Raw genomic sequence first — 20,344 nt, forward strand, 5'->3', positions numbered from 1 at the left:
TCGGCCAACCGGAGCCATCTGCCTATGCCATTCGGCAGATAGCGCCCTGCCCCGCTAACAAGGTTTAATGACGCCCCTGCCCGAACGGGCGTGCCGGCGCCGGAACCTGCCCCCATGCAAAACCCTGATCATGACCCCGGTAGCGCCCTGGCCATTCGCACTCAATATCGGCAGTCGCAAAGTCGCGCCGCGCGGCTGCGGCTGCTGGTGGATACCGGCCAGGAGCTGACCCAACTGGCTCCCGAGGCCATGCGCCAACGGGTGCTGCAACGGGCCTGCGCCTTCCTGGCCATGGACCACGCGCTACTGCTGGAATGGGACGTGGATGCGCAGGTCCGGACCACCGCCAGTCACGGCAGCCGTGATCGTTTGCACAGCCTCGAGCACCTCGCCGACACCGCGATGTGCGCACCGCAATGGCAGGAACAGCCGAGCGCGGATCTGCCCAATGTGTTGCGGGTGCCTTTACGCGGTGGCGATGGTGCCGCCTTCGGTGCGTTGGTGCTGGCCAACAGCGTCAGCATCAGCGCACCGGACACCGAAGACCTCGAATCCCTGCAACTGCTCGCCACGCTGCTCGCCGCGCACCTGGAAAACCAGCGCTTGCTCGACGCATTGGTGACCCGCGAGCGCACCATGTCCGATCTGGTCCACCGACTGTTCCGGGCACAGGAAGACGAACGCAAACGCATGGCCTACGACCTGCACGACGGCCTGGCACAAACCCTCGCCGGGCTGCATCAACGCCTGCAAGGTTTTGCCGGCCGCTGCCCGCCATTGCCCGACGAACTCAGTGCGGACTTACAGACGATTCTTCAACTGGCCCAGCATTGCGTCGGTGAAGGCCGGCAATTGATCCGTGGCCTGCGTCCGACGGTGCTCGACGACTTTGGCTTGCTGAAAGCGGTCGACAAAGAGGCCGATCGCCTGCGCGAGGCCGGGATCAAAGTGAACTGGAGTGCACGTTGCGAAGCACGTTTGCCCAGCCAGGTGGAGATCGCCCTGTTCAGGATCGCCCAGGAAGGCATCAACAATATTCTCAAACATGCGCAGGCCAGCCACGTCGTGCTGGCGCTGCAACTGCATGACGGACACGCCTCGCTGCGGGTGGACGATAACGGCCAGGGCTTTGCCATGGAACAACCCCTCGATACCTGCGGCGCCCGGCACCTGGGGCTTGCCGCGATGCAGGAACGCGCGAGCCTGCTGGGCGGCGAGTTCACCTGCATCAGCCATGCGCACGGCGGAACGCAACTGCGCGCCACCGTCCCCTCCGGCCTGAATGGAACCCCTCAATGACTGACGTTATACGACTGGTGGTCGCGGACGACCATGAAGTCACGCGCACCGGCTTCGTCTCGTTGCTCGCCGGCCTGACGCAATTCGAAGTGGTCGGCCAGGCGTGCAATGGCCAGCAAGCACTGGACTTATGTGAACGTCTTTTGCCCGACATCGTCATCCTCGACATCCGCATGCCGGTGCTCAACGGGCTGGGCGCCGCACGCCTGCTTCAAGAGCGCCTGCCGAACCTGAAAGTGATGATGTTCACCATGGACGACAGCCCCGATCACCTTGAAGCCGCCATGAACGCCGGCGCCGTGGGCTATCTGCTCAAGGATGCCAGCCGCCACGAAGTAATCGACGCCTTGCAACGTGTCGCCGCCGGCGAGCAAGCCCTCAACAGTTCTGTCAGCGCGCAGTTGCTGCGCCGCCTGACCGAGCGCAACGCCAGCGGCGCCGCCCCCGTAACCCTGACCCCACGGGAACGCCAGGTGCTGGGGCTGGTGGCCAGCGGCATGAGCAACCGTGAAATCGGTGCAAAACTCGGCATCACCACCGGCACGGCCAAAGCCCATGTGGAACGGGTCATCGGCAAACTCGGCGCCGCCGACCGCACCCAGGCCGCTGTGCGTGGTATTGCGCTGGGTCTGGTGACCCAGTCATGAAAGTGTCAAACGCCCGCCGCTGGGCCGATCTGCCGTTACGCGGCAAAGCCCTCGTGGTGATTTCCCTGCCGTTGGTGATTCTGTTGCTCTCGCTGGTGCTGATCTACACCACCGAACGGCAGACCGCACGCGCGGAAGAGGACGTGCGCCGCGTGTTGCTGGTGCAAGGCGATATTCAGGCGGTGCACACCCTGCTCGCCGAGGCCGCCGCCAGCGTGCGCGGCTATCTGCTGACCCATCGCGAGGATTTCCTGCCAGGTTACCGGCAAGCCAAGCCCTTGATCGAATCGGCCCTGCAGCGGCTCGACCGCAACGTTCGCGATCAGCGGGTGCGTAAACATCTGGAGGCGATCACGCCGCTGATCGACACCAAGGTCGAAGGGCTGGTTGAACTGCTCGATGATCGCAACGCAACCCCAGAGTCGATCACCACGATCCTGATCAACAACAAACATGTCCTCGACGAATTACGCGAACGCATCAGCGCCATGCGCACCCTCGAGGACACCCTGCTGGCCGAGCGCACCGCAGCGGCGGCCTCCACTCGACAGCGCCTGTTGTTCTCCACCTTGCTGGCCGCCGTTTGCGGGTTGTTCGGCGCCATTGTCGCGGTGCTGTTTCTGTCCAAAGGCATCGTCGCCCGGGTGCAGCAGGTTCAGCGTAACGCCCAACGGCTGGCACTCGGTCAGCCGTTATTGCCGCAACCGCCGGAGAACGATGAGATCGGTCAATTGGGCACGCGCCTGGTCGAGGCCGGGCTGTTACTGGCCGAACGAGAACGAGCCTTGCGCGACAACGAAGAACGCTTGCGGCTGATCATCGACGGGGTGAAGGACTACGGTATTTTCGCCCTCGACACACGCGGCTTCGTCACCAGTTGGAATGCCGGCGCCGAACGGATCAAGGGCTACACCGAACAGGAGATCGTCGGCCAGCATTTCTCGGTGTTTTATCTGCCGCAAGAATGTCCGCAGCATCCCGACATGGCGTTGCGCGAGGCCACACGCAATGGTCATTACATGGAGGAGGCCTGGCGTTGCCGCAAGGATGGCAGCCGATTCTGGGCCAGTGTGGTGATTACCGCGCAGTACGACAGCAGTGGCGCCCTGCGCGGGTTCTCCAAGATCACCCGCGACATCACCGATCGCCGTGTTGCCGAGATCGCGCTAAGTACTGCGCGGGAAGAAGCGGAACGCGCCAGCCGCGCCAAAAGCGAGTTTCTGTCGCGCATGAGCCACGAACTGCGTACTCCGCTCAACTCGATTCTCGGCTTCGCACAACTGCTGGATATGGATTCGCCCAAAGGGCAGCGGGCGCAGATCGGTCACATCCTGCGGGCCGGGCAACACCTGCTGACCCTGATCAACGAAGTGCTGGACATCGCCAAGATCGAAGCCGGGCGGCTGCCGCTCAACGTTGAGGCTGTGCCCCTGGCGGTGGTGCTGCAAGAAGCCCTGACGCTGGTGTCGCCCATGGCCTGCGACGCCGGCATTCAACTGGTGGAACTGCCGATGCTGGCCGCCGACAGCGGGATCGTCGCCGATCGGCAACGGCTGGTTCAGGTGCTGCTGAACCTGTTGTCCAACGCGATCAAATACAACCGGCCCCAAGGTCAGGTGCACATTGAAGTCAGGGTTCATCAACAACGAATTGCGGTATCGGTCTGCGATACCGGCAAGGGCATTGCGGCTGATCGGCAGGACCAACTGTTCAAGCCGTTCGAGCGCCTGGAGACCGACCCGAACGTGGAAGGCACGGGCCTCGGCCTGGCGTTGAGCAAGAGTCTTCTGGAAATGATGAACGGCAGCCTGACCGTCAAAAGCCAACCCGGCAACGGCTCCAGTTTCACCCTGGAGCTACCCTTCGAGCGATTGCCGTCAACCACTGAGCCACCCGCGGCACTGATCAGCCCGCCAACCGCAACGCCCGCCCTCGCCGCCCCCGATTACCAGGGCAAAGTGCTGTGCATCGAAGACAATCTGTCGAGCCTGGCCCTGATCGAAACCCTGCTGCAACGACGGCCACACATCCAGTTGCTCTCAAGCATGCAGGGGCAAATGGGCCTGGACCTGGCCCGGCAACATGCGCCGCAGCTGATTTTGCTGGATGTGGCGCTGCCGGATCTTGATGGTTTCAACGTTCTGCAGCGCTTGCGTCTGTCCTCCAGCACCCGCGCCACGCCCGTGCTGATGATCACCGCCGATGCCAGCGACCTCACGCACCAGGCCTTGCTGGAAGCAGGAGCGACCGCGGTGCTGACCAAGCCGATTCATATTCCTTCATTCCTCGCCCACCTTGACCAGCACCTACCGGAGCCCGTGTGAACACCGACCTGCGTATTCTGATCATCGACGACCAACGACCCAACCTCGATTTGATGGAGCAGTTGCTGGTCCGCGAAGGCCTGACCAATGTACTGAGCAGCACCCAGCCGCTGCGAACCCTGGACCTGTTCAACAGCTTCGAGCCGGACCTGGTGATTCTCGACCTGCACATGCCGGAGTTCGACGGCTTTGCCGTGCTCGAACAGCTCAACCGGCGCATTCCAGCCGGCGAATACCTGCCGATCCTCGTGCTCACCGCCGACGCCACCCGCGATACCCGCCTGCGCGCGCTGGCCCTGGGCGCCAAGGACTTCATCAGCAAGCCATTGGACGCCCTGGAAACCATGCTGCGGGTCTGGAACCTGCTAGAGACCCGCGCACTGTATAAAGCCCTGCGCACGCTGGTCCCTGCGGATCAAATCGAGTTGCTGCGTCAGTTAAGGCCGCAGCCAGTTAGCTGATTGCAGGGGCGGAATCACTGACGATTTGCCGCTGAAAGCCGGATTGCGTAGCTGGCTTGGCGTCTTCACGACTGGCGGCTGCAGAAAGCCCAGCAAGGCCCGCTGCGTGTCATGCCAGGCCGTGGGGTGTTCCATGTCAAGGAAGTGCCCGGTGTTCTCGATGGTCTGAAACTGCGCCTTGGGGGTATGCGCCGCAAACAGACGGGCGTCTTCCACCGAGGTGTACTCATCCCATTCACCGTTGATAAACAGCAGCGGGACTTCGATGGCATCGGCACAAGACACGTAGCAGTGAGTGTCCTGGGTCAACACCTCATTGACGTGAAAATGCATCTGCCGGTATTCGTGTTCGTCCAGGCTGCTGACATGGCGCTCATTGAAACGCTTGAACAGCGACGGCAGGTGTTTGCCGATCGTGCTGTTGATCAAACGCCCGACGTTGCGTCGATCGCAGGCATGGAGAAAGTGCCTCCCGCTCTCCAGATACTCACGCATCGGCGTGTTGATCCGCGCGGCGAATGAACTGATCACCGCCTTTTCGATCCGGCGGGGCCGCTGGGCCAGCGCTACCAAGGTCGCCGCGCCGCCCCAGGAAAAGGACAGCACATGCTGGGCGCGAAAGTGCTCGATCAACTCCAGCAGTATTTCGGCCTCGTCTTCCTTGCGGATCGGTTGGTCATGCCGGTTGTGTTGTTTCGATTGACCGGCGTAGGGCTGATCGTAGAGAACCACATTGAAGCGTGGCCGCAGGTAACGCACCGTTTGCGCAAAGGATGCGGTCGTTGCCAGCGAGCCATTGACCAGAATGATCGTCTTGTCAGCAGCGGCGTTGAGATAGTGCTCGGTATAAACCTTGTACTTCTTACCAATCTCGACGATGGCAGTTTTCGGCATCATTTCATTCTATTCCTTGAACAAATTGGACCAGACACACAGCGTGGTCAACTGTCCGGCTTCCTCCGGACAAGCCTGACAGCACAAACCAGCGACAACGGTACAAGGGCGCTGAGATGAACGCCATGACCAATGAGTCACAACCCGACCAGCGGTTTCCAGTTAAGCAGGAATTCTCCCGTGTGCAAGCTCACAAGCTCGAAAGCATCTGCCCAGACGCTTCGCCGGCATCAGCCTATGCTTGTTGATTGCCCCACCCTTTTCATCTGCCCAACAAGGAGTTGAAAAATGTCGCTAACGCTTTACTACCATCCGCTGTCGTCGTACTGCCACAAAGTGCTCATCGCGCTCTACGAAAACGGCATCGAGTTCGACAGAAGAATCATCGATCTCACGGACGCCGCCGACCGCGCAGAGCTTCAGGCATTGTGGCCCATCGGAAAATTCCCGGTACTTCGCGATCATGCTCGTCAACGTAATCTGCCGGAGTCCAGCGTCATCATCGAGTACCTGGATCGCCTGTATCCAGGTGAACAGCGCCTGGTTCCGGACGATTGGGAGACCGCGTTGGAGGTGCGCTTATGGGACCGGTTTTTCGACAATTATCTACAAACGCCGGTCCAACAGATTGTCAGTGATCGACTACACGCGACCAACGGTGATTTGACCAGGGAACGGGCCACACTTGCGACGGCGTACAGCATGCTCGAGCGCCGAATGGCGTCCAGGATCTGGGTGGCCAGCCCGGACTTCAGCCTGGCCGATTGTGCCGCCGCCCCGGCGCTGTTCTATGCCTGCACACTGGTGCCGTTCCCCGACGACTACCAGCACTTGAGCGCCTATTTCGACCGGTTGATCCAGCGACCGTCATTCCTGCGAGTGATCGACGAAGCCAGGCCCTGGTTTTCGTTCTATCCGTTTGCGGATCGCCTTGCACAACGGTTTCGTGAGGCGCCGGATAATGCATGACCAGTCATTGGCCGCAATGCGATCTGTAGACAACCCGGCGTTTGCGATGTTGCTGGAGGGGATTCGCAAGGCTGTGCGGGAGGGATGGGGGTCGTAGGAACGGCCCCTGCGACCGGCGGTTTACCGTTGCGCCAACTCATGCCGGATGCATTGCTCATAATACGTTTGCTTGATGCCGGCAGGCTTGAGACGCGAAGGGCTGTTATAGGTTTGCTCCGTGATGCCCATGGCCGTCATGCGCATCCACGGCCGGGGAAACTTGCGCGATTGCAGCTTCTTGCGTGCTCCGTAAAGCGTAAGCCCGGAAAGTTTCGAGGCTTGCGCGCCCTCGGCTATTTCCGAGCCCCAGCTGCATACATAGCGAGAGTTCTTGCTCAGTTCCTTTGCCTGGGCTCCAAACGAAATAGCCACCAGGACAAACGTTGCAGTCATCCATACCAAAGTCCGCATATCGCCAATGCCTAACCTGCTGAAAAGAAAGCAAGTTTGACAACGAACCGAAGATCGGGGGGCCAGCAGTTTGCCTCATTTCATCATTGATTCTCTCTGCCAGGCCCGATGTAAAAGATCAATGACCTCTTCATCCGACGTCTGAGTGAAGTCCGTGTACCAATAGCCGATCGATACCAGCCAATCGGGGGTGAGCGGGCAAATCAGCTCGTCCACTTCGTCGCGCAGTGCCTCTGCCGTTTCCATGGGGGCCACCGGCACGGCGACGACGATGCGCGATGGTGCTTGCAAGCGCACGGCCTGTATCGCGGCCATCATCGTGGCCCCTGTCGCCAGGCCGTCGTCGATCAGAATCACCACTTGATCCTTGAGTGCCAAAGGCTCGCGGGATGCCCGGAATAGCTGCTCGCGACGCAACATTTCCTGCGTTTCCTTCGCCACCACAGCGTCGAGCGTACGCTGGTCGATGCCATTAGCCCGCAGCGCATCGTCATTGACGATTTGAATGCCACCGCTGGCGATAGCGCCCATGGCGAATTCCTGGTGGGACGGCACGCCCAGCTTGCGGACCAGCATCAGGTCCAGGCGAACCTCCAGGGCCGTGGCCACTTCATAGGCGACCGGCACGCCGCCACGGGGTAAGGCCAGGACGATGACATCGGCTCTTTTGGCGTATTTAAGCAACGGTTCCACCAGGCTTCGGCCGGCATCAACCCGGTCATGCAAGATGGTTTGCAATGAAGGACTGTGATTCATCTGAAAACCTCCCTGGGGCGGGAACCCCGAAACGGGCAAGTCAATTTCGCCAAGGATGCTTGCGACTACACCGCCAGAACGCTGCAAGGCACCTGGTACAGAATATGTTCGGTCGTGCTGCCGAGCAGTTTCTCCAGGCTGCCGTACTGCGTTCTACCCATCACGATCACATCTATCTGGTGTTCGTGGGCGAACTCACTCAGCGCCGACACCGGATGCCCTGTGATGAAATGCCGGCATTCAGCGGGCACGCCGAACCGGGCGGCCAACTTGAGGAATGAGGTTTCCAGGTCCTTGCGCAATTCCCGGGTAAGCTCCGATAGCGTCAGGCCACCGCCCAGATCCGCCAGAAAAGCAGCCGGAATGTCACACGCGTACAGCAGATGCAACTCGGCATTGCATTGCAGCGCAAGGGCAGACGCCTGCAGGATGATCCGGTCATTGAGTTCGCTGTTCGAAGGCTCGGTATCGCCAACATCAACCGCGGCCACCACCTTCTGCGGCAAGGCATGGCTTTCGGCGCCCACCAGATAGACCGGCACCGGACAATGGCGCAACAAACGCCAGTCCAGCGGCGTAAAGAACGCGCGCTTGAGCACTGGCTCATGCTGGACTTGCTTGATCAACAGATCGGGTTGCATTTCCGTGACGTGATCAAGGATGTCCTGGCGCATGTTGTCGGCCCAGGCGACCTCGGTTGTCACCTCGATCCCCCTGCCCTGCATTTTTTCCGCCTGTTCCTTGAGCCAGTCGCGGTGTTCCTGCAGGTAGTTCGCCCGAGCCACTTTCCGGTCGCCCTCTTCGAGCAACGACAGAATGTCCAACGAGGGGATCAGCGCCGCAATATGCAAACTCGCCCCGCTGGCCTTGGCCACGGCAGCGGCATGGTTGAGCGCGGGAGACTGGCGCAGGAGCGGGTTGATGATCAGTAATAACCGTTGATACTGGCTCATGATCTGACTCCAGACAGCGATAGCGTTTTCGCCAGGTCAACACAACCCGGCTTCAGCCCAGACTCCCCCCTTAAAGTCTCTTGGGCCTTGATATATATCAATCCCCTGTGGGCGTCATTGAAGGTGCCCACTTGGGAAAGAATAGTTCACAACGGTGTTGTGGAAATGCCCACCGGATGGTCGATGGCTCGGGTTTGTTTGTGACTCAAGAATCGGTCACCCAGTCCCAAGAACAAACAACTCCAACATGGCCTCGACAGCATGCACCCGCAAAGACTGACCCTGCACAATGAGTTGCACGCGCGCCCTTCGCTGTATTTCGACGAGCCCGCCCACGTGTTTCATTTGGCGTTTCTGGCTAATGACGGGCAATGCGACACCCTGCTGAGTCGCTGCTGCCCCGGCCCCGTCGACCCGGATGCGGCACAGGGCATCACCAGGTTGGAGGGGCATGCCTTGAAGTGGGAGCGGCACGCGGAGTTCCTGACGCTGACACTGGTGGTGCCCTCCTCCAGTCAGGAGCCTGACTGGAGCCAGCCCCCCAAGACCTTGATGGACCGCGTCGAACCCTTCATGCAGCACGTGATCAACGCCGTGCAGATTGTGGTGCGCAACGATGCGTCGCTTTCCGGCGATCTGTCGGCTTATGGATTCAAAGACCCTTGCGGCTCATGCATCGGCGGTGGCGATGCGACGGTCTGGAGCGATTTTCGCCTGAGCGAGGACGGCACTAACCGTTTCCTGTTCGTCAACAAGCGCCTGAATGCCTATCGCCAAGGCCGGATGATCCGCCGCCTGCTGGAAATCGAAACCTACCGCATGATGGCGTCGCTTTCCCTGACCACCGCGAAAACCTTGAGCGCTCAGCTCAACGTCTTCGACAAGACATTGGTCAACCTTTCGGAACGTAACGCCGGCCCCGATACCGGCAATGCGAAAGCGTTGTTGACCGACATCGCCAGTCTGTCTGCGCAAGTGGTCAGCAGCACCGCGAAAACCCGACACCGCTTCAGCGCCACCCAAGCGTATGCCCAGCTGGTTTTCGAGCGTTTGGGCGAACTCAGGGAAACTCACGTGGGCGATTGCCAGCGACTCGGGATCTTCATCGAAAGACGCTTCAAACCTACCGTCAGGTACTGTGACGTCACCGAACAGCGCCTGGAGCAGCTGGCCAAAAGCGTGGCCAACCTCGGGGATCTGCTGCAGGCGCGGGTGCAGGTTGAAATGGAAGAACAGAACTCGGAAATCCTGAGCAGCCTGAACGCTCGCGCCGATACCCAAATCAAAATCCAGCGCGCGGTCGAAGGCTTGTCGATTATCGCCATCACCTATTATTTGCTGAGCCTGTTCAAGCTGTTCTACTCGGGCCTGCACACCCTGGGCGCGGACATTTCCGCGCGGGACGCCATGCTGGCCATGACCCCGCTCGCGCTGTGCATCCTGCTGTTTATTTTGATCAGGATCAGAAAAGCTAAAGAACATTGATCGATCGGCTGGCGGCGTTCAAGGCTTGCGCAACAGGTAGGTATCCATGATCCACCCGTTGGCCAACCGCGCCGCCTTGCGCACCCGCTCAATTTCATCGGCCACGTCTTTGAGCTTGCCGCTGATCAGGATTTCATCCGGCGTCCCCAGATAGGCCCCCCAGTAAATGTCTGTCTCCTGATCAGCCACGTGATGGTAGGCATCTTGCGCATCCAGCATTACCACCAGGCTGTCGGCATCGCTTACCTGGCCGGCCGCCAGCCGTCGGCCGGTGGTGATTTCAATCGAGCGGCCGATGCTGTTCAGCGGCACCTTATGCTGCGCCGCCAGCGCCTGCACGCTGGTGATGCCGGGGATCACCTCGAACTCGAACACACAACGACCTGACGCCAGAATCGCCTGCAGGATCCGAATGGTGCTGTCGTACAACGCCGGATCGCCCCACACCAGAAAACCGGCGCACTGATCGTCGGTCATTTCCTCATTGATCAACCGCTCGAACGTCTGCTGCTTGGCACGGTTCAGGTCTTCGACGCTGGCGTTGTAGTCCACATCCCCGCGCTCACGCTCCGGGCTGTGGGCTTCAACGAAGCGGTAGTCGCGGTCGGTGATGTAGCGCTCGCAGAGCTCGCGGCGCAGGTCGATCAGTTTGTCTTTGCTCTGGCCTTTGTCCATGAGGAAAAACACGTCGACCCGGTTCAGCGCTTTCACCGCCTGCATCGTGATGTAGTCGGGATTGCCCGCGCCGACACCGATAACCAGAAGTTTTTTCATCACAGCACTCCTTCAGGGTCCATGCCCGTCAAGCGTAACCGCCAGCGACCGTTGAACCGCAATTCGATGGCCGACAACGGTTCGACGTCGATCTGGTTGAACGCCGCACCCTGCAACACCTGCATCAGCGCGGCGCGAATGACAAACGGATGGGTGATGGCAACGATATGCTCCGGTGTCGCCTCCAGGGTCTTCAGCCATGCGGCTACCCGCTCACCGAGCTGCGCCACCGATTCTCCACCGTGGGGCGCCGACGTCGGGTCACTGAGCCAGGTCTGAAGCGTCTCGGGTTCGGATGTTTGCAAGTCGTCGATCGACGTGCCTTGCCAGCGTCCGAAATCGCAATCCCCCAGTGCCGTGACAATCTCCACGTTGTCGCCAAACAGCTCAGCGGTTTGCCGGGTCCGCAGTTCAGGGCCGCAGAGTAAACGGGGGGCTCGCTTGAACAGACGACAGCGCGAGCCCTTCGCCGATTGCCAATCCATTTCCACGGGTTCATTCGTAGGAAAACGCGCCAGTTTCTGTGCGACGGTTCGAGCGTGGCAAATCAGGGTCAAGCGGGTTGCCTGCACGAAGGTTCTCTCTGTCGATGGGATGAAAGATGGCACGATGCCGCGAACAATCGGTTCATTGTGCCGCAAGAAACGCACTCTGGGCGCCTTCCTTGTAGCAGCTGCCGAGCTCGCGAGGCTGCGTTCGGCCGCGTAGCGGTCGTAAAATCAGGCACTGTGATCCGTCAGGCACACTGTGCACTCAGGGTTTACGACTGCTTCGCAGCCGAACGCAGCCTCGCAGGCTCGACAGCTGCTACCAGCGAACGCAGCCTCGCGAGCTCGGCAGCTGCTACGGCGTGGGCTCACAACGCCCATTTTATTCCTGAGCTGGGTCGATATCTCACACCTCTATGGGCGATGTCCTACAAAGCCTGTCGACATCCACTCAGCCCCGCACGCACGGGGGTTTTGCCCCATTTTAGTGCTTTCAAAATCCGCACAAAAATTAACTAGACATGTAGCACACGTTACATAAATACTAATTTAGCGTTTTATGAAATGAAACCGACATACCCATCCAGCAGGAGCCCGGATGCCCCCTCTCAGAGACCTGATCACCGAGCCCGGCCTGGACTTCACGCCGTCGGAACGCAAAGTCATACGTGCCTTGCTGGACCAGTACCCGCGTAACGGACTGGGCCCGATGTCACGCTTGGCCGAACATGCCGGTGTCAGCGATCCGACCATCGTGCGGCTGGTAAAAAAGCTGGGTTTCAGCGGTTACGCCGATTTTCAGGAAGCCTTGCTCAGTGACATGGATCACCGCCTGCGCTCCCCCAGCACCCTGTTGCAGCCCCGCGCCCAACTCAAGAAAGATGACCCCTGGAGTCATTATCTGGCAGACAGCCATCGGGCACTGGTAGAAACCCAGGCGCTGACCCAGCCCGAAGATGTGCGGATTCTGGTGGAGTGGCTGCTCGACACCCGCCACCAGGTCCACTGCTTTGGCGGTCGCTTCAGCAGTTTCCTCGCCAACTATTTGCTCAATCACCTGCGCCTGTTGCGGCCCGGCTGTTTCGCCCTGGAAGACAACGCCCAGTTACCGGACCGGTTGTTTGACGTGCAGCGTCAGGACGTATTGCTGGTGTTCGACTATCGCCGCTATCAGTCCCAGGCCCTGCGGGTCGCCAATGCCGCGAAGAGCCGACATGCGCGCGTCGTGTTGTTCACCGACATCTACGCATCACCGCTGCGGGAAATAGCCGACCTGATCATCAGCGCACCGGTGGAATCGGCGTCGGCCTTCGACTCGATAGTGCCGGCGCTGGCCCAGGTTGAAGCACTGATTGCCTGCCTGACCCTGCGCAGCCCCGATCTGGCCGATCGCCTGGAAGGCATCGATGCCCTGCGAGCCGACTTCGACACTCACCTGCTGGAGGATAAATAAGGATGTTCATGCTCCCCCACCATTCGCCCCGGGACTTGCCGTTTGCCGCCGACCACACCGCGCTGTTGCTGGTGGACATGCAACGTGCCTGGCTCGAACCGCAGTTCGACCCACACCTCAACGAACCGGATGCCGACTACTTCCTGACCCGCGCCCGCACGCAGGTGGTGCCCAATCAACGCAGGCTGCTCGATGCCTTTCGCAGCGCCCGGCAAAACGTGTTGCACACACTCATCGAAAGCCTCACCGCCGATGGCCGCGACCGTTCGCTGGACCACAAACTCTCGGACATGCACCTGCCCAAGGGCAGCCCGCAAGCGCAAATCATCGAAGAGCTGACGCCGACCGAAAACGAAATCGTGCTGCCCAAGACCTCTTCCGGGGTGTTCAACTCCACCAGCATTGACTACGTGCTGCGCAACCTTGAAACCCGCCACCTGATCATCGCCGGCATCGTCACCGACCAATGCGTCGACATGGCCGTGCGCGACGCCGCCGACCGTGGCTACCTGGTAACGCTGGTCGAAGATGCCTGCGCCACCTACACCGAACAGCGGCATCACGCCTGCCTGAACGCCATCAAGGGCTACTGCTGGATCACCGACACCCAGACTGTGCTTGGCCGGTTGCAGGAGATGCAGCCATGAGCGAACGCCTGTCACCCCTGCCCATGACCACCATTGTCACCACCGACCTGATCGGCGTGACACGCGGCCGTTCCTTCCCCACCGACGAACTCGATGCCTATCAAGTGGCCGGTTGCGGCTGGGTGCCGGCCAATAGCGCCCTGACCCCGCAAGACATCATCGCCGCCAGCAACCCTTGGGGCGCTTATGGGGATTTACGGCTGATTCCAGACTTGAGCAGCCGGGTGACCGTCAACAACGGCCCGGATGCCGACGCCCCGGCGCTGGACTTCATTCACGGCGACATTCGCGAAACCGATGGCCGTCCGTGGGGCGCCTGCCCTCGTACGCTGTTGCGCAACGAGGTGGCGCGCTATCGCGATGAGCTGGGGTTGCAGGTCAACGCCGCGTTCGAACACGAATTCAACCTCGACAGCGGCGCGACGGAGCACCTGGCGTTCTCTCTGGAAGCCCAGCGCCAAGGCGCCGAATTCGGCGGCTGGCTGCTCAGTGCACTGCGAGCCGGCGGCGTCGAACCGGAAATGTTCCTGCCGGAATACGGCAAGCACCAATACGAAATCACCTGCCGCCCGGCCCTTGGTGTCGCCGCCGCCGACCGCGCGGTGAACGTGCGCGAGATCACCCGTGAGATTGCCAGGCAAATGGGCCTCAGCCTGAGTTTCGCCCCCAAGACGGCCGAGCATGCCGTGTGCAACGGCGTGCATTTGCACGTGAGCCTGCAAGACATGGCCGGCCAACCGGTGATGTATGACGCTGGCACCGCCAACGGCCTGTCGACCCTCGGCCAGCATTGGGCCGCCGGCGTTCTGCATTACTTGCCGGCGCTCTGTGCGTTCACCGCCCCAACGCCGGTTTCCTATGAACGCTTGCAGCCCCACCACTGGAGCGCTTCCTACGCCTGCCTCGGCCAACGCAACCGCGAAGCGGCGCTGCGGATTTGCCCGACCGTCAGCCTGGGCGGCAAATCCGCGGCGATGCAGTACAACCTGGAATTTCGCGCCATGGACGCCACCGCCTCACCGCACCTGGCCATGGCTGCATTGCTGATCGCCGGGCGCCTGGGTATCGAGCAGCGCCTGGCGTTGAACGCCATCACCGATGAAATCCCTGACTCCCTGAACGAAGAGCAACGCCATGCCCGCGGCATCGTCGCCCTGCCCGCGTCGCTGTCCCGGGCACTGGATTGCCTGCGCAACAGCGAGGCGCTGATCGAAGCCCTGCCGAGCGCATTACTGGACACCTACTTCGCCCTGAAAACCGAGGAACTGACGCTGACGGAACAGCTCTCGCCCGCCGACCTCTGTGAGCACTATGCGCGCCTGTACTGAATCCGCCGAACTGGGCCTCTACACCCGGCCTGCCTACACCCTGAGCCGGGAAGCTTCCGAGCACCCGCTGATTCTGGTGTGTGAACACGCCAGTCGTTTTATCCCGGACCGGTTAAACGACCTGGGCCTGAGCGAGGAGGCCGCCCGCGAACACATCGCCTGGGACATCGGCGCCCTGGCGCTGGCCGAGGGTTTGGCCGAAGCACTGGGCGCGACCCTGTTGGCGGCCAACTATTCGCGGCTGTTGATCGACCTCAACCGCCCGCGCCACGCGCCGGACAGCATTCCGTTGCAGAGCGAGATTTATCAGGTGCCGGGCAATCGCGATCTGGACGAGGCCACCCGTGAATACCGCCGGTACTGCCTGTTCAAACCGTTTCATGCACGCCTGCAAACCTTGATCGACGCCCGTGTGGAGCAAAATAAACCGGTTCGAGTGGTGGGGATTCACAGTTTCACGCCGATATATTACGGCCAGCCGCGATCGCTGGAAGTCGGCGTGTTGTACGGCCAGGCCACGGAGTACGCCCAGCGAATGATCGACGGCCTGAGCCAGCACCCATTGAAAGTCGCCGGTAATCAGCCATACAAAGTCGATCCGCTGGGTGACATGACCGTACCGGTTCACGGCGACGCACGCGGGCTGGACTCGGTGCTGATCGAGGTGCGCAACGACCTGCTGCGCACCCCCGAGGACGTCAGTCGCTGGACCGACTATCTGGCACCGCTGCTATAGCAACAGCTTCAAACTCGCAGCGTGTAGCTGCTTATATCAAGGAGAACGGCTTCATGGACATTGAAGAATTCGGCTACAGGCAAGAGTTGAAACGTAGCCTGTCACTGACCGACCTGGTGGTGTACGGGATGATCTTCATGATCCCCATCGCTCCGTTCGGCGTGTATGGTTACGTCAACGCCGAAGCACCCGGCATGGTGCCGCTGGCCTACATCATCGGCATGGTGGCGATGCTGTTCACCGCCCTCAGTTACGGCAGCATGGCCCGGGCCTTTCCGGTGGCGGGCTCGGTGTATTCCTACGCACAACGCGGCCTCAACCAACATGTCGGGTTTATCGCCGGCTGGCTGATGCTGCTCGATTACCTGCTGATTCCGCCGCTGCTCTACGTATACGCGGCGATGGCGCTGAATCATTTGTACCCGGACATCCCGAAAGTCGGCTTCATCCTGGCTTTTCTAGCCAGCGCCACCTTCGTCAACCTGCGGGGCATCACCTTCACCGCGCGGATGAACATCATCTTCCTGCTGGCGCAACTGGTGGTGCTGGGGATCTTCCTGCTCTACGCCTGGACTGCCTTGCACAGTGGCGGCGGTAACGGTCAGCTGACTCTGGCGCCGCTGTACAACCCCGAAACCTTCAACTTCGCCCTGCTGATGCAAGCGGTGTCGATTGCGGTGCTGTCGTTCCTCGGTTTCGATGCCATTTCCACCCTCGCCGAAGAGATCAAGGGTGATCCGGGCCGCAGTGTCGGCAAGGCTGCGCTGATTACGCTGCTGGTAATGGGCGTGATCTTCGTCGTGCAGACCTGGATCGCCACCGACCTGGCCGCCGGCCTGGGCTTCAAGTCCGCCGACACCGCGTTCTATGAAATCGCCGAAATCGCCGCCGGTAGCTGGCTGGCCACCCTGACCGCCGTGGCCACCGCGCTGGCCTGGGGTGTGGCGGTCGCCATCACCTCCCAAGCGGCGGTTTCGCGACTGCTGTTCGGCATGGCCCGAGACGGCAAACTGCCAAAAGTGCTGGCCAAAGTGCACCCGAAACACAACACACCGTACTTGAGCATTTATCTGGTGGCGGTGCTGTCGCTGGTGATCTGCTACCTGTTCATCAACTCGGTGGACACCCTCACCTCCCTGGTGAACTTCGGCGCCCTGAGCGGCTTCATGCTGCTGCACCTGACCGTGATCAACTACTACTGGCGCCGGCAGCAATCCGGCCAGGTGATCCGTCACCTGATCTGCCCGGTCATCGGCTTCATCATCGTCGCGGCCATCATGTACAACATGGGCGTCGATGCGCAGAAACTCGGCCTGATCTGGATTGCCCTGGGCCTGGTTTATCTGTTCTTCCTCAACAAACTGGGTGCCAGCACGGCGCTGCCCGACCCAAGCAATGGCTGACAAGAAAAAGAGCAGCGTCTGACACGATTTCAGGCGTGCGCCGATTTAACGCGTGGAAACCGACAGTGATAGTCAGGTTCGGTGCAAGCCGCCGAACCATTTGATACAGGAGTATGTCCATGCTGGTCTTACGTCCAGTCGAGTTAACCGACCTGCCCCAGTTGCAGCAGCTGGCGCGCGACAGTCTGGTGGGGGTCACGTCCTTGCCGGACGACACCGAACGCCTGAGGGAGAAAATTCTCGATTCCTGTGCTTCGTTCGAAAAAGACGTCCAGGGCCAAGGCCCGGAGAACTATTTCTTCGTGCTGGAAAACCTGACGACTCGCCGTCTGGTCGGCTGCTCGGAAGTGCTCGCCACCGCCGGGTTCGGCGAACCGTTCTACAGTTTGCGCAACCGCCATTTCACCAGCGCCTCACGGGAGCTGAACATCGAGCATGGGGTGCCGGCGTTGTCGTTGTGCCAAGACCTCAGCGGTCACTCTTTGCTGCGCGGTTTCCATATCGACTCGGCACTGGAGCGCACGCCATTTTCCGAGTTGCTGTCCCGGGCGCGACTGCTGTTCATCGCCGCCCACCCGGCACGTTTTGCCGAAGCGGTGATCACCGAGATCGTCGGTTACAGCGACGAACAGGGGCAATCGCCGTTCTGGGATGCGCTGGGCAAGCATTTCTTCGATTTGCCTTACGTCGAGGCCGAGCGGCTTTGCGGCCTGCAGAGCCGGACATTCCTCGCAGAATTGATGCCGCAATACCCGATCTACGTGCCGATGCTGTCGCAGGCTGCGCAAGATTGCATCGGCCGGATCCACCCCGATGGCCAGGAGGCCTTCGACATTCTGGAGCGCGAAGGCTTCGAGACCAACAGCTACATCGACCTGTTCGACGGCGGCCCGACGCTGTACGCCCGCACCTCAAGCATTCGTTCCATCGCCCAGAGCCAGGCCGGCACGGTGCAGACGGGCTCGCCCATCGACGCCCGTGGCAGTTACCTGGTGAGCAACGATTCGTTGAAGGACTACCGCGCCATCGTCGCCGAACTGGACTACTGCGCCGGGCAACCTATCGCCTTGAGCGCCGAGATGTGCGCGGCCTTGAACGTGACCGACGCCAGTGCGATCCGGCTGATCGCCCTGTGAGTGGCAACCGGCCCCGAGCCCAACGACAGCGCCCGAGCAGGCGCGAAGAAGGAGCTGCATCATGATTTTGCGCCCGGTTCAAATGACCGACCTGCCCGCTTTACTGGATTTGGTACAACGGGCCGGCCCCGGGTTCACTACCCTGCCAGCCAACGAAGAGCGCCTGACCCACCGGGTGCGCTGGGCCCAGCGGACTTTCGCCGGACAGGTCGAGCGCGCGGATGCCGACTACCTGTTTGTGCTCGAAGACGATGATCAGCAAGTGGTCGGCGTCAGTGCCCTGATCGGGGCCGTCGGTCTGCGAGAGCCCTGGTACAACTACCGGGTCGGGCTCACGGTCAGTTCATCGCCGGACCTGGGTATTCAGCGCCAGATCCCCACGTTGTTCCTCAACAACGAAATGACCGGGCAATCGGAAATCTGCTCGTTGTTCCTGCGACACGATCAACGTTATGGCAGCAATGGTCGATTGCTGTCGCTGGGGGGGCTGCTGTTCGTTGCCGAATTCCCCCAGCTGTTCGGCGACAAGCTCATCGCCGAACTGCGCGGCAGTGCCGACGAACATGGCTGCTCACCGTTCTGGGACAGCCTGGGCCGGCACTTCTTCAAGATGGATTTCAGCCATGCCGATCACTTGTCGGGGCTGGGCAGCAAAGCGTTCATCGCCGAACTGATGCCGCGCCAGCCGCTCTACACCTGCCTGCTCACCGAACAGGCCCAGGCGGTGATCGGCAAGCCCCACCCCAACACCGAACCGGCGCTGAAGATCCTCACCGCCGAGGGGTTTGCCCATAAGGGTTACATCGACATCTTCGACGCAGGCCCGGTGATCGAAGCCCCGGTGTCGAGAATCCGCGCGGTGCGCGACAGCCAATCACTGGTGCTGGCCATCGGCACGCCCGACGACCAGGCCCCGGTATGGCTGATCCACAACCGTCGCCTGGAAAACTGCCGCATCACCACCGCCCGGGCGCGGCTGGTGGGCAATAGCCTGGTGGTCGACCGCCTCACCGCCAAACGCCTGCAATTGCAACCCGGCAGCTCGGTACGCGCGGTGCCGCTGCTCAACCAACAGCAGCAAGCGGTAGCGGCGTGAGCGGAAAAGATCTTGCGTTCACTTGCCAAAAAAATTCGTCATCATCCTTTACCCGCCCGCGTGATAGCCTTTTGTTCCTTCGGCGTTGACACTTTTGCTCAAGCCCTTCCATTCCTTTATATGGTGGAACTCGTATGTCCAGGCTTTCTCACCAAGATTTACGCCGTAATTTCCGCCAACTGCTCGCTTCCGGCATCTGCTACCACACGGCCTCTGTCTTCGACCCGATGTCGGCACGCATCGCCGCCGACCTGGGTTTTGAGGTGGGAATCCTGGGTGGTTCGGTGGCGTCGTTGCAGGTATTGGGCGCCCCCGATTTTGCGTTGATCACCCTCAGTGAGTTCGCCGAACAGGCCACCCGCATCGGCCGAGTGGCGCAATTGCCGGTCATTGCCGACGCCGACCACGGCTACGGCAACGCGCTCAATGTCATGCGCACCATCGTCGAACTCGAACGCGCCGGCGTGGCCGCCCTGACCATCGAAGACACTCTGCTACCGGCGCAATTCGGTCGCAAGTCCACCGACCTGATCACGGTCGCCGAAGGTGTCGGCAAGATCCGCGCGGCGCTGGAAGCCCGGGTCGACTCGGAAATGGCGATCATCGCCCGCACCAACGCAGGGATCCTGCCGGTCCAGGAAATCATCAGCCGCACCCAGCATTACCAACAGGCCGGGGCCGACGGGATTTGCATGGTGGGCGTGCAGGATTTCGATCATCTGGAACAGATCGCCGAACACCTGAGCGTACCGCTGATGCTGGTCACCTACGGCAACCCGCTGCTGCGCGACGACAAACGCCTGGCCGAATTGGGCGTGCGAGTCACCATCGACGGCCATGGCGCCTACTTCGCAGCAATCAAAGCCACTTATGACAGCCTGCGTGAACAGCGCCAAATCTTCACCCAAGCCTCCGACCTGAACGCCACCGAACTGACGCATACCTATACGCAGCCGGAGGACTACATTCGTTGGGCCAAGGAGTTCATGAGCGTTAAAGAGTGACGGCACAAGCGCCCTCACCACAGCGCTCGCGCGTCTGTGGT

The 20,344-nt window shown here is 60.9% G+C and carries 20 protein-coding genes; 14 read left to right on the top strand and 6 right to left on the bottom strand.

Translation table 11 applies throughout. From position 1 onward, the window contains the following. The first annotated feature begins 114 nt into the window (after positions 1–114). The 4 genes from AC07V0_RS01565 to AC07V0_RS01580 are packed head-to-tail and all read left to right on the top strand — an operon-like array spanning position 115 to position 4,731. Positions 115–1,299 (top strand): sensor histidine kinase, encoded by a 1,185-nt coding sequence (locus AC07V0_RS01565; protein ID WP_086945585.1) that lies wholly within the window; start codon positions 115–117, stop codon positions 1,297–1,299. Next, a complete protein-coding gene (locus AC07V0_RS01570) occupies positions 1,296–1,946 on the top strand; it encodes a response regulator (protein ID WP_086945586.1) in 651 nt (216 codons plus the stop codon). Before AC07V0_RS01565 ends, AC07V0_RS01570 begins: the two co-directional genes overlap by 4 nt. Then, positions 1,943–4,270 carry an ATP-binding protein gene (locus AC07V0_RS01575; protein WP_086945587.1) on the top strand — a complete coding sequence of 776 codons (2,328 nt, stop codon included), beginning with the start codon at positions 1,943–1,945 and terminating at the stop codon, positions 4,268–4,270. The genes AC07V0_RS01570 and AC07V0_RS01575 overlap by 4 nt, the downstream gene beginning before the upstream one ends. Further along, a complete protein-coding gene (locus AC07V0_RS01580) occupies positions 4,267–4,731 on the top strand; it encodes a response regulator (protein WP_018928998.1) in 465 nt (154 codons plus the stop codon). The genes AC07V0_RS01575 and AC07V0_RS01580 overlap by 4 nt, the downstream gene beginning before the upstream one ends. On the opposite strand, the gene AC07V0_RS01585 is transcribed toward AC07V0_RS01580, so the two are convergent. Next, positions 4,708–5,628 carry an alpha/beta fold hydrolase gene (locus AC07V0_RS01585; RefSeq protein ID WP_086945588.1) on the bottom strand — a complete coding sequence of 307 codons (921 nt, stop codon included), beginning with the start codon at positions 5,626–5,628 and terminating at the stop codon, positions 4,708–4,710. The two genes, AC07V0_RS01580 and AC07V0_RS01585, sit on opposite strands and share 24 nt — an antisense overlap. Before the next feature lie 285 nt (positions 5,629–5,913). Between AC07V0_RS01585 and AC07V0_RS01590 the strand changes: the two genes are divergently transcribed. Beyond that, positions 5,914–6,594 (top strand): glutathione S-transferase family protein, encoded by a 681-nt coding sequence (locus tag AC07V0_RS01590; protein WP_018928996.1) that lies wholly within the window; start codon positions 5,914–5,916, stop codon positions 6,592–6,594. Positions 6,595–6,714: 120 nt separating this feature from the next. Here the strand turns inward: AC07V0_RS01590 and AC07V0_RS01595 are convergent, their stop codons facing one another. From AC07V0_RS01595 to AC07V0_RS01605, 3 genes are all read right to left on the bottom strand, one after another. Continuing rightward, positions 6,715–7,044 (bottom strand): hypothetical protein, encoded by a 330-nt coding sequence (locus AC07V0_RS01595; RefSeq protein ID WP_018928995.1) that lies wholly within the window; start codon positions 7,042–7,044, stop codon positions 6,715–6,717. 75 nt (positions 7,045–7,119) lie between these two features. Beyond that, positions 7,120–7,800 (bottom strand): phosphoribosyltransferase, encoded by a 681-nt coding sequence (locus tag AC07V0_RS01600; RefSeq protein WP_086945590.1) that lies wholly within the window; start codon positions 7,798–7,800, stop codon positions 7,120–7,122. A 65-nt stretch (positions 7,801–7,865) separates the two neighbouring features. Beyond that, on the bottom strand, positions 7,866–8,753 hold the full coding sequence (locus tag AC07V0_RS01605) for a universal stress protein (protein WP_018928993.1): 888 nt from the start codon (positions 8,751–8,753) through the stop codon (positions 7,866–7,868). 261 nt (positions 8,754–9,014) lie between these two features. On the opposite strand from AC07V0_RS01605, the gene AC07V0_RS01610 reads away from it, so the two are divergent. Then, positions 9,015–10,238: a DUF3422 domain-containing protein gene (locus tag AC07V0_RS01610; protein ID WP_495019326.1), complete on the top strand. Its 1,224-nt coding sequence runs from the start codon at positions 9,015–9,017 to the stop codon at positions 10,236–10,238. An 18-nt stretch (positions 10,239–10,256) separates the two neighbouring features. Here AC07V0_RS01610 and cobF read toward each other — a convergent pair whose 3' ends face one another. Both cobF and AC07V0_RS01620 read right to left on the bottom strand, forming a co-directional pair. Continuing rightward, on the bottom strand, positions 10,257–11,012 hold the full coding sequence (gene cobF / locus AC07V0_RS01615; protein ID WP_495019327.1) for a precorrin-6A synthase (deacetylating): 756 nt from the start codon (positions 11,010–11,012) through the stop codon (positions 10,257–10,259). Further along, positions 11,012–11,584: a histidine phosphatase family protein gene (locus AC07V0_RS01620; RefSeq protein WP_495019328.1), complete on the bottom strand. Its 573-nt coding sequence runs from the start codon at positions 11,582–11,584 to the stop codon at positions 11,012–11,014. Before AC07V0_RS01620 ends, cobF begins: the two co-directional genes overlap by 1 nt. 514 nt (positions 11,585–12,098) lie before the next feature. Here AC07V0_RS01620 and AC07V0_RS01625 point away from each other — a divergent pair. The 8 genes from AC07V0_RS01625 (at position 12,099) to AC07V0_RS01660 (ending at position 20,303) form a co-directional block, all read left to right on the top strand. Beyond that, entirely contained in the window at positions 12,099–12,953 is an 855-nt protein-coding gene (locus AC07V0_RS01625) for a MurR/RpiR family transcriptional regulator (protein ID WP_018928989.1), read from the top strand. 2 nt (positions 12,954–12,955) lie between these two features. Further along, positions 12,956–13,600 carry a cysteine hydrolase family protein gene (locus tag AC07V0_RS01630; protein ID WP_064617612.1) on the top strand — a complete coding sequence of 215 codons (645 nt, stop codon included), beginning with the start codon at positions 12,956–12,958 and terminating at the stop codon, positions 13,598–13,600. Further along, the gene (locus tag AC07V0_RS01635; protein WP_495019329.1) at positions 13,597–14,928 is read left to right on the top strand and encodes a type I glutamate--ammonia ligase; all 1,332 of its coding nucleotides are present in this window, start codon (positions 13,597–13,599) and stop codon (positions 14,926–14,928) included. Before AC07V0_RS01630 ends, AC07V0_RS01635 begins: the two co-directional genes overlap by 4 nt. After that, a complete protein-coding gene (locus tag AC07V0_RS01640) occupies positions 14,912–15,664 on the top strand; it encodes an N-formylglutamate amidohydrolase (protein ID WP_086945595.1) in 753 nt (250 codons plus the stop codon). The genes AC07V0_RS01635 and AC07V0_RS01640 overlap by 17 nt, the downstream gene beginning before the upstream one ends. A 53-nt stretch (positions 15,665–15,717) precedes the next feature. Then, positions 15,718–17,067, top strand: coding sequence for an APC family permease (locus tag AC07V0_RS01645; protein WP_495019330.1), 1,350 nt, complete (start codon positions 15,718–15,720; stop codon positions 17,065–17,067). Between the two features lie 119 nt (positions 17,068–17,186). Continuing rightward, positions 17,187–18,203, top strand: a complete 1,017-nt coding sequence (locus AC07V0_RS01650; RefSeq protein WP_064617605.1) for an arginine N-succinyltransferase — start codon at positions 17,187–17,189, stop codon at positions 18,201–18,203. A 61-nt stretch (positions 18,204–18,264) separates the two neighbouring features. Continuing rightward, a complete protein-coding gene (astA, locus tag AC07V0_RS01655) occupies positions 18,265–19,299 on the top strand; it encodes an arginine N-succinyltransferase (RefSeq protein ID WP_086945598.1) in 1,035 nt (344 codons plus the stop codon). 134 nt (positions 19,300–19,433) lie between these two features. Next, positions 19,434–20,303 carry an isocitrate lyase/PEP mutase family protein gene (locus tag AC07V0_RS01660; protein ID WP_018928982.1) on the top strand — a complete coding sequence of 290 codons (870 nt, stop codon included), beginning with the start codon at positions 19,434–19,436 and terminating at the stop codon, positions 20,301–20,303. Positions 20,304–20,344 lie beyond the last annotated feature (41 nt).

The sequence above is a fragment of the Pseudomonas sp. GW821-FHT01E10 genome (assembly GCF_059422365.1).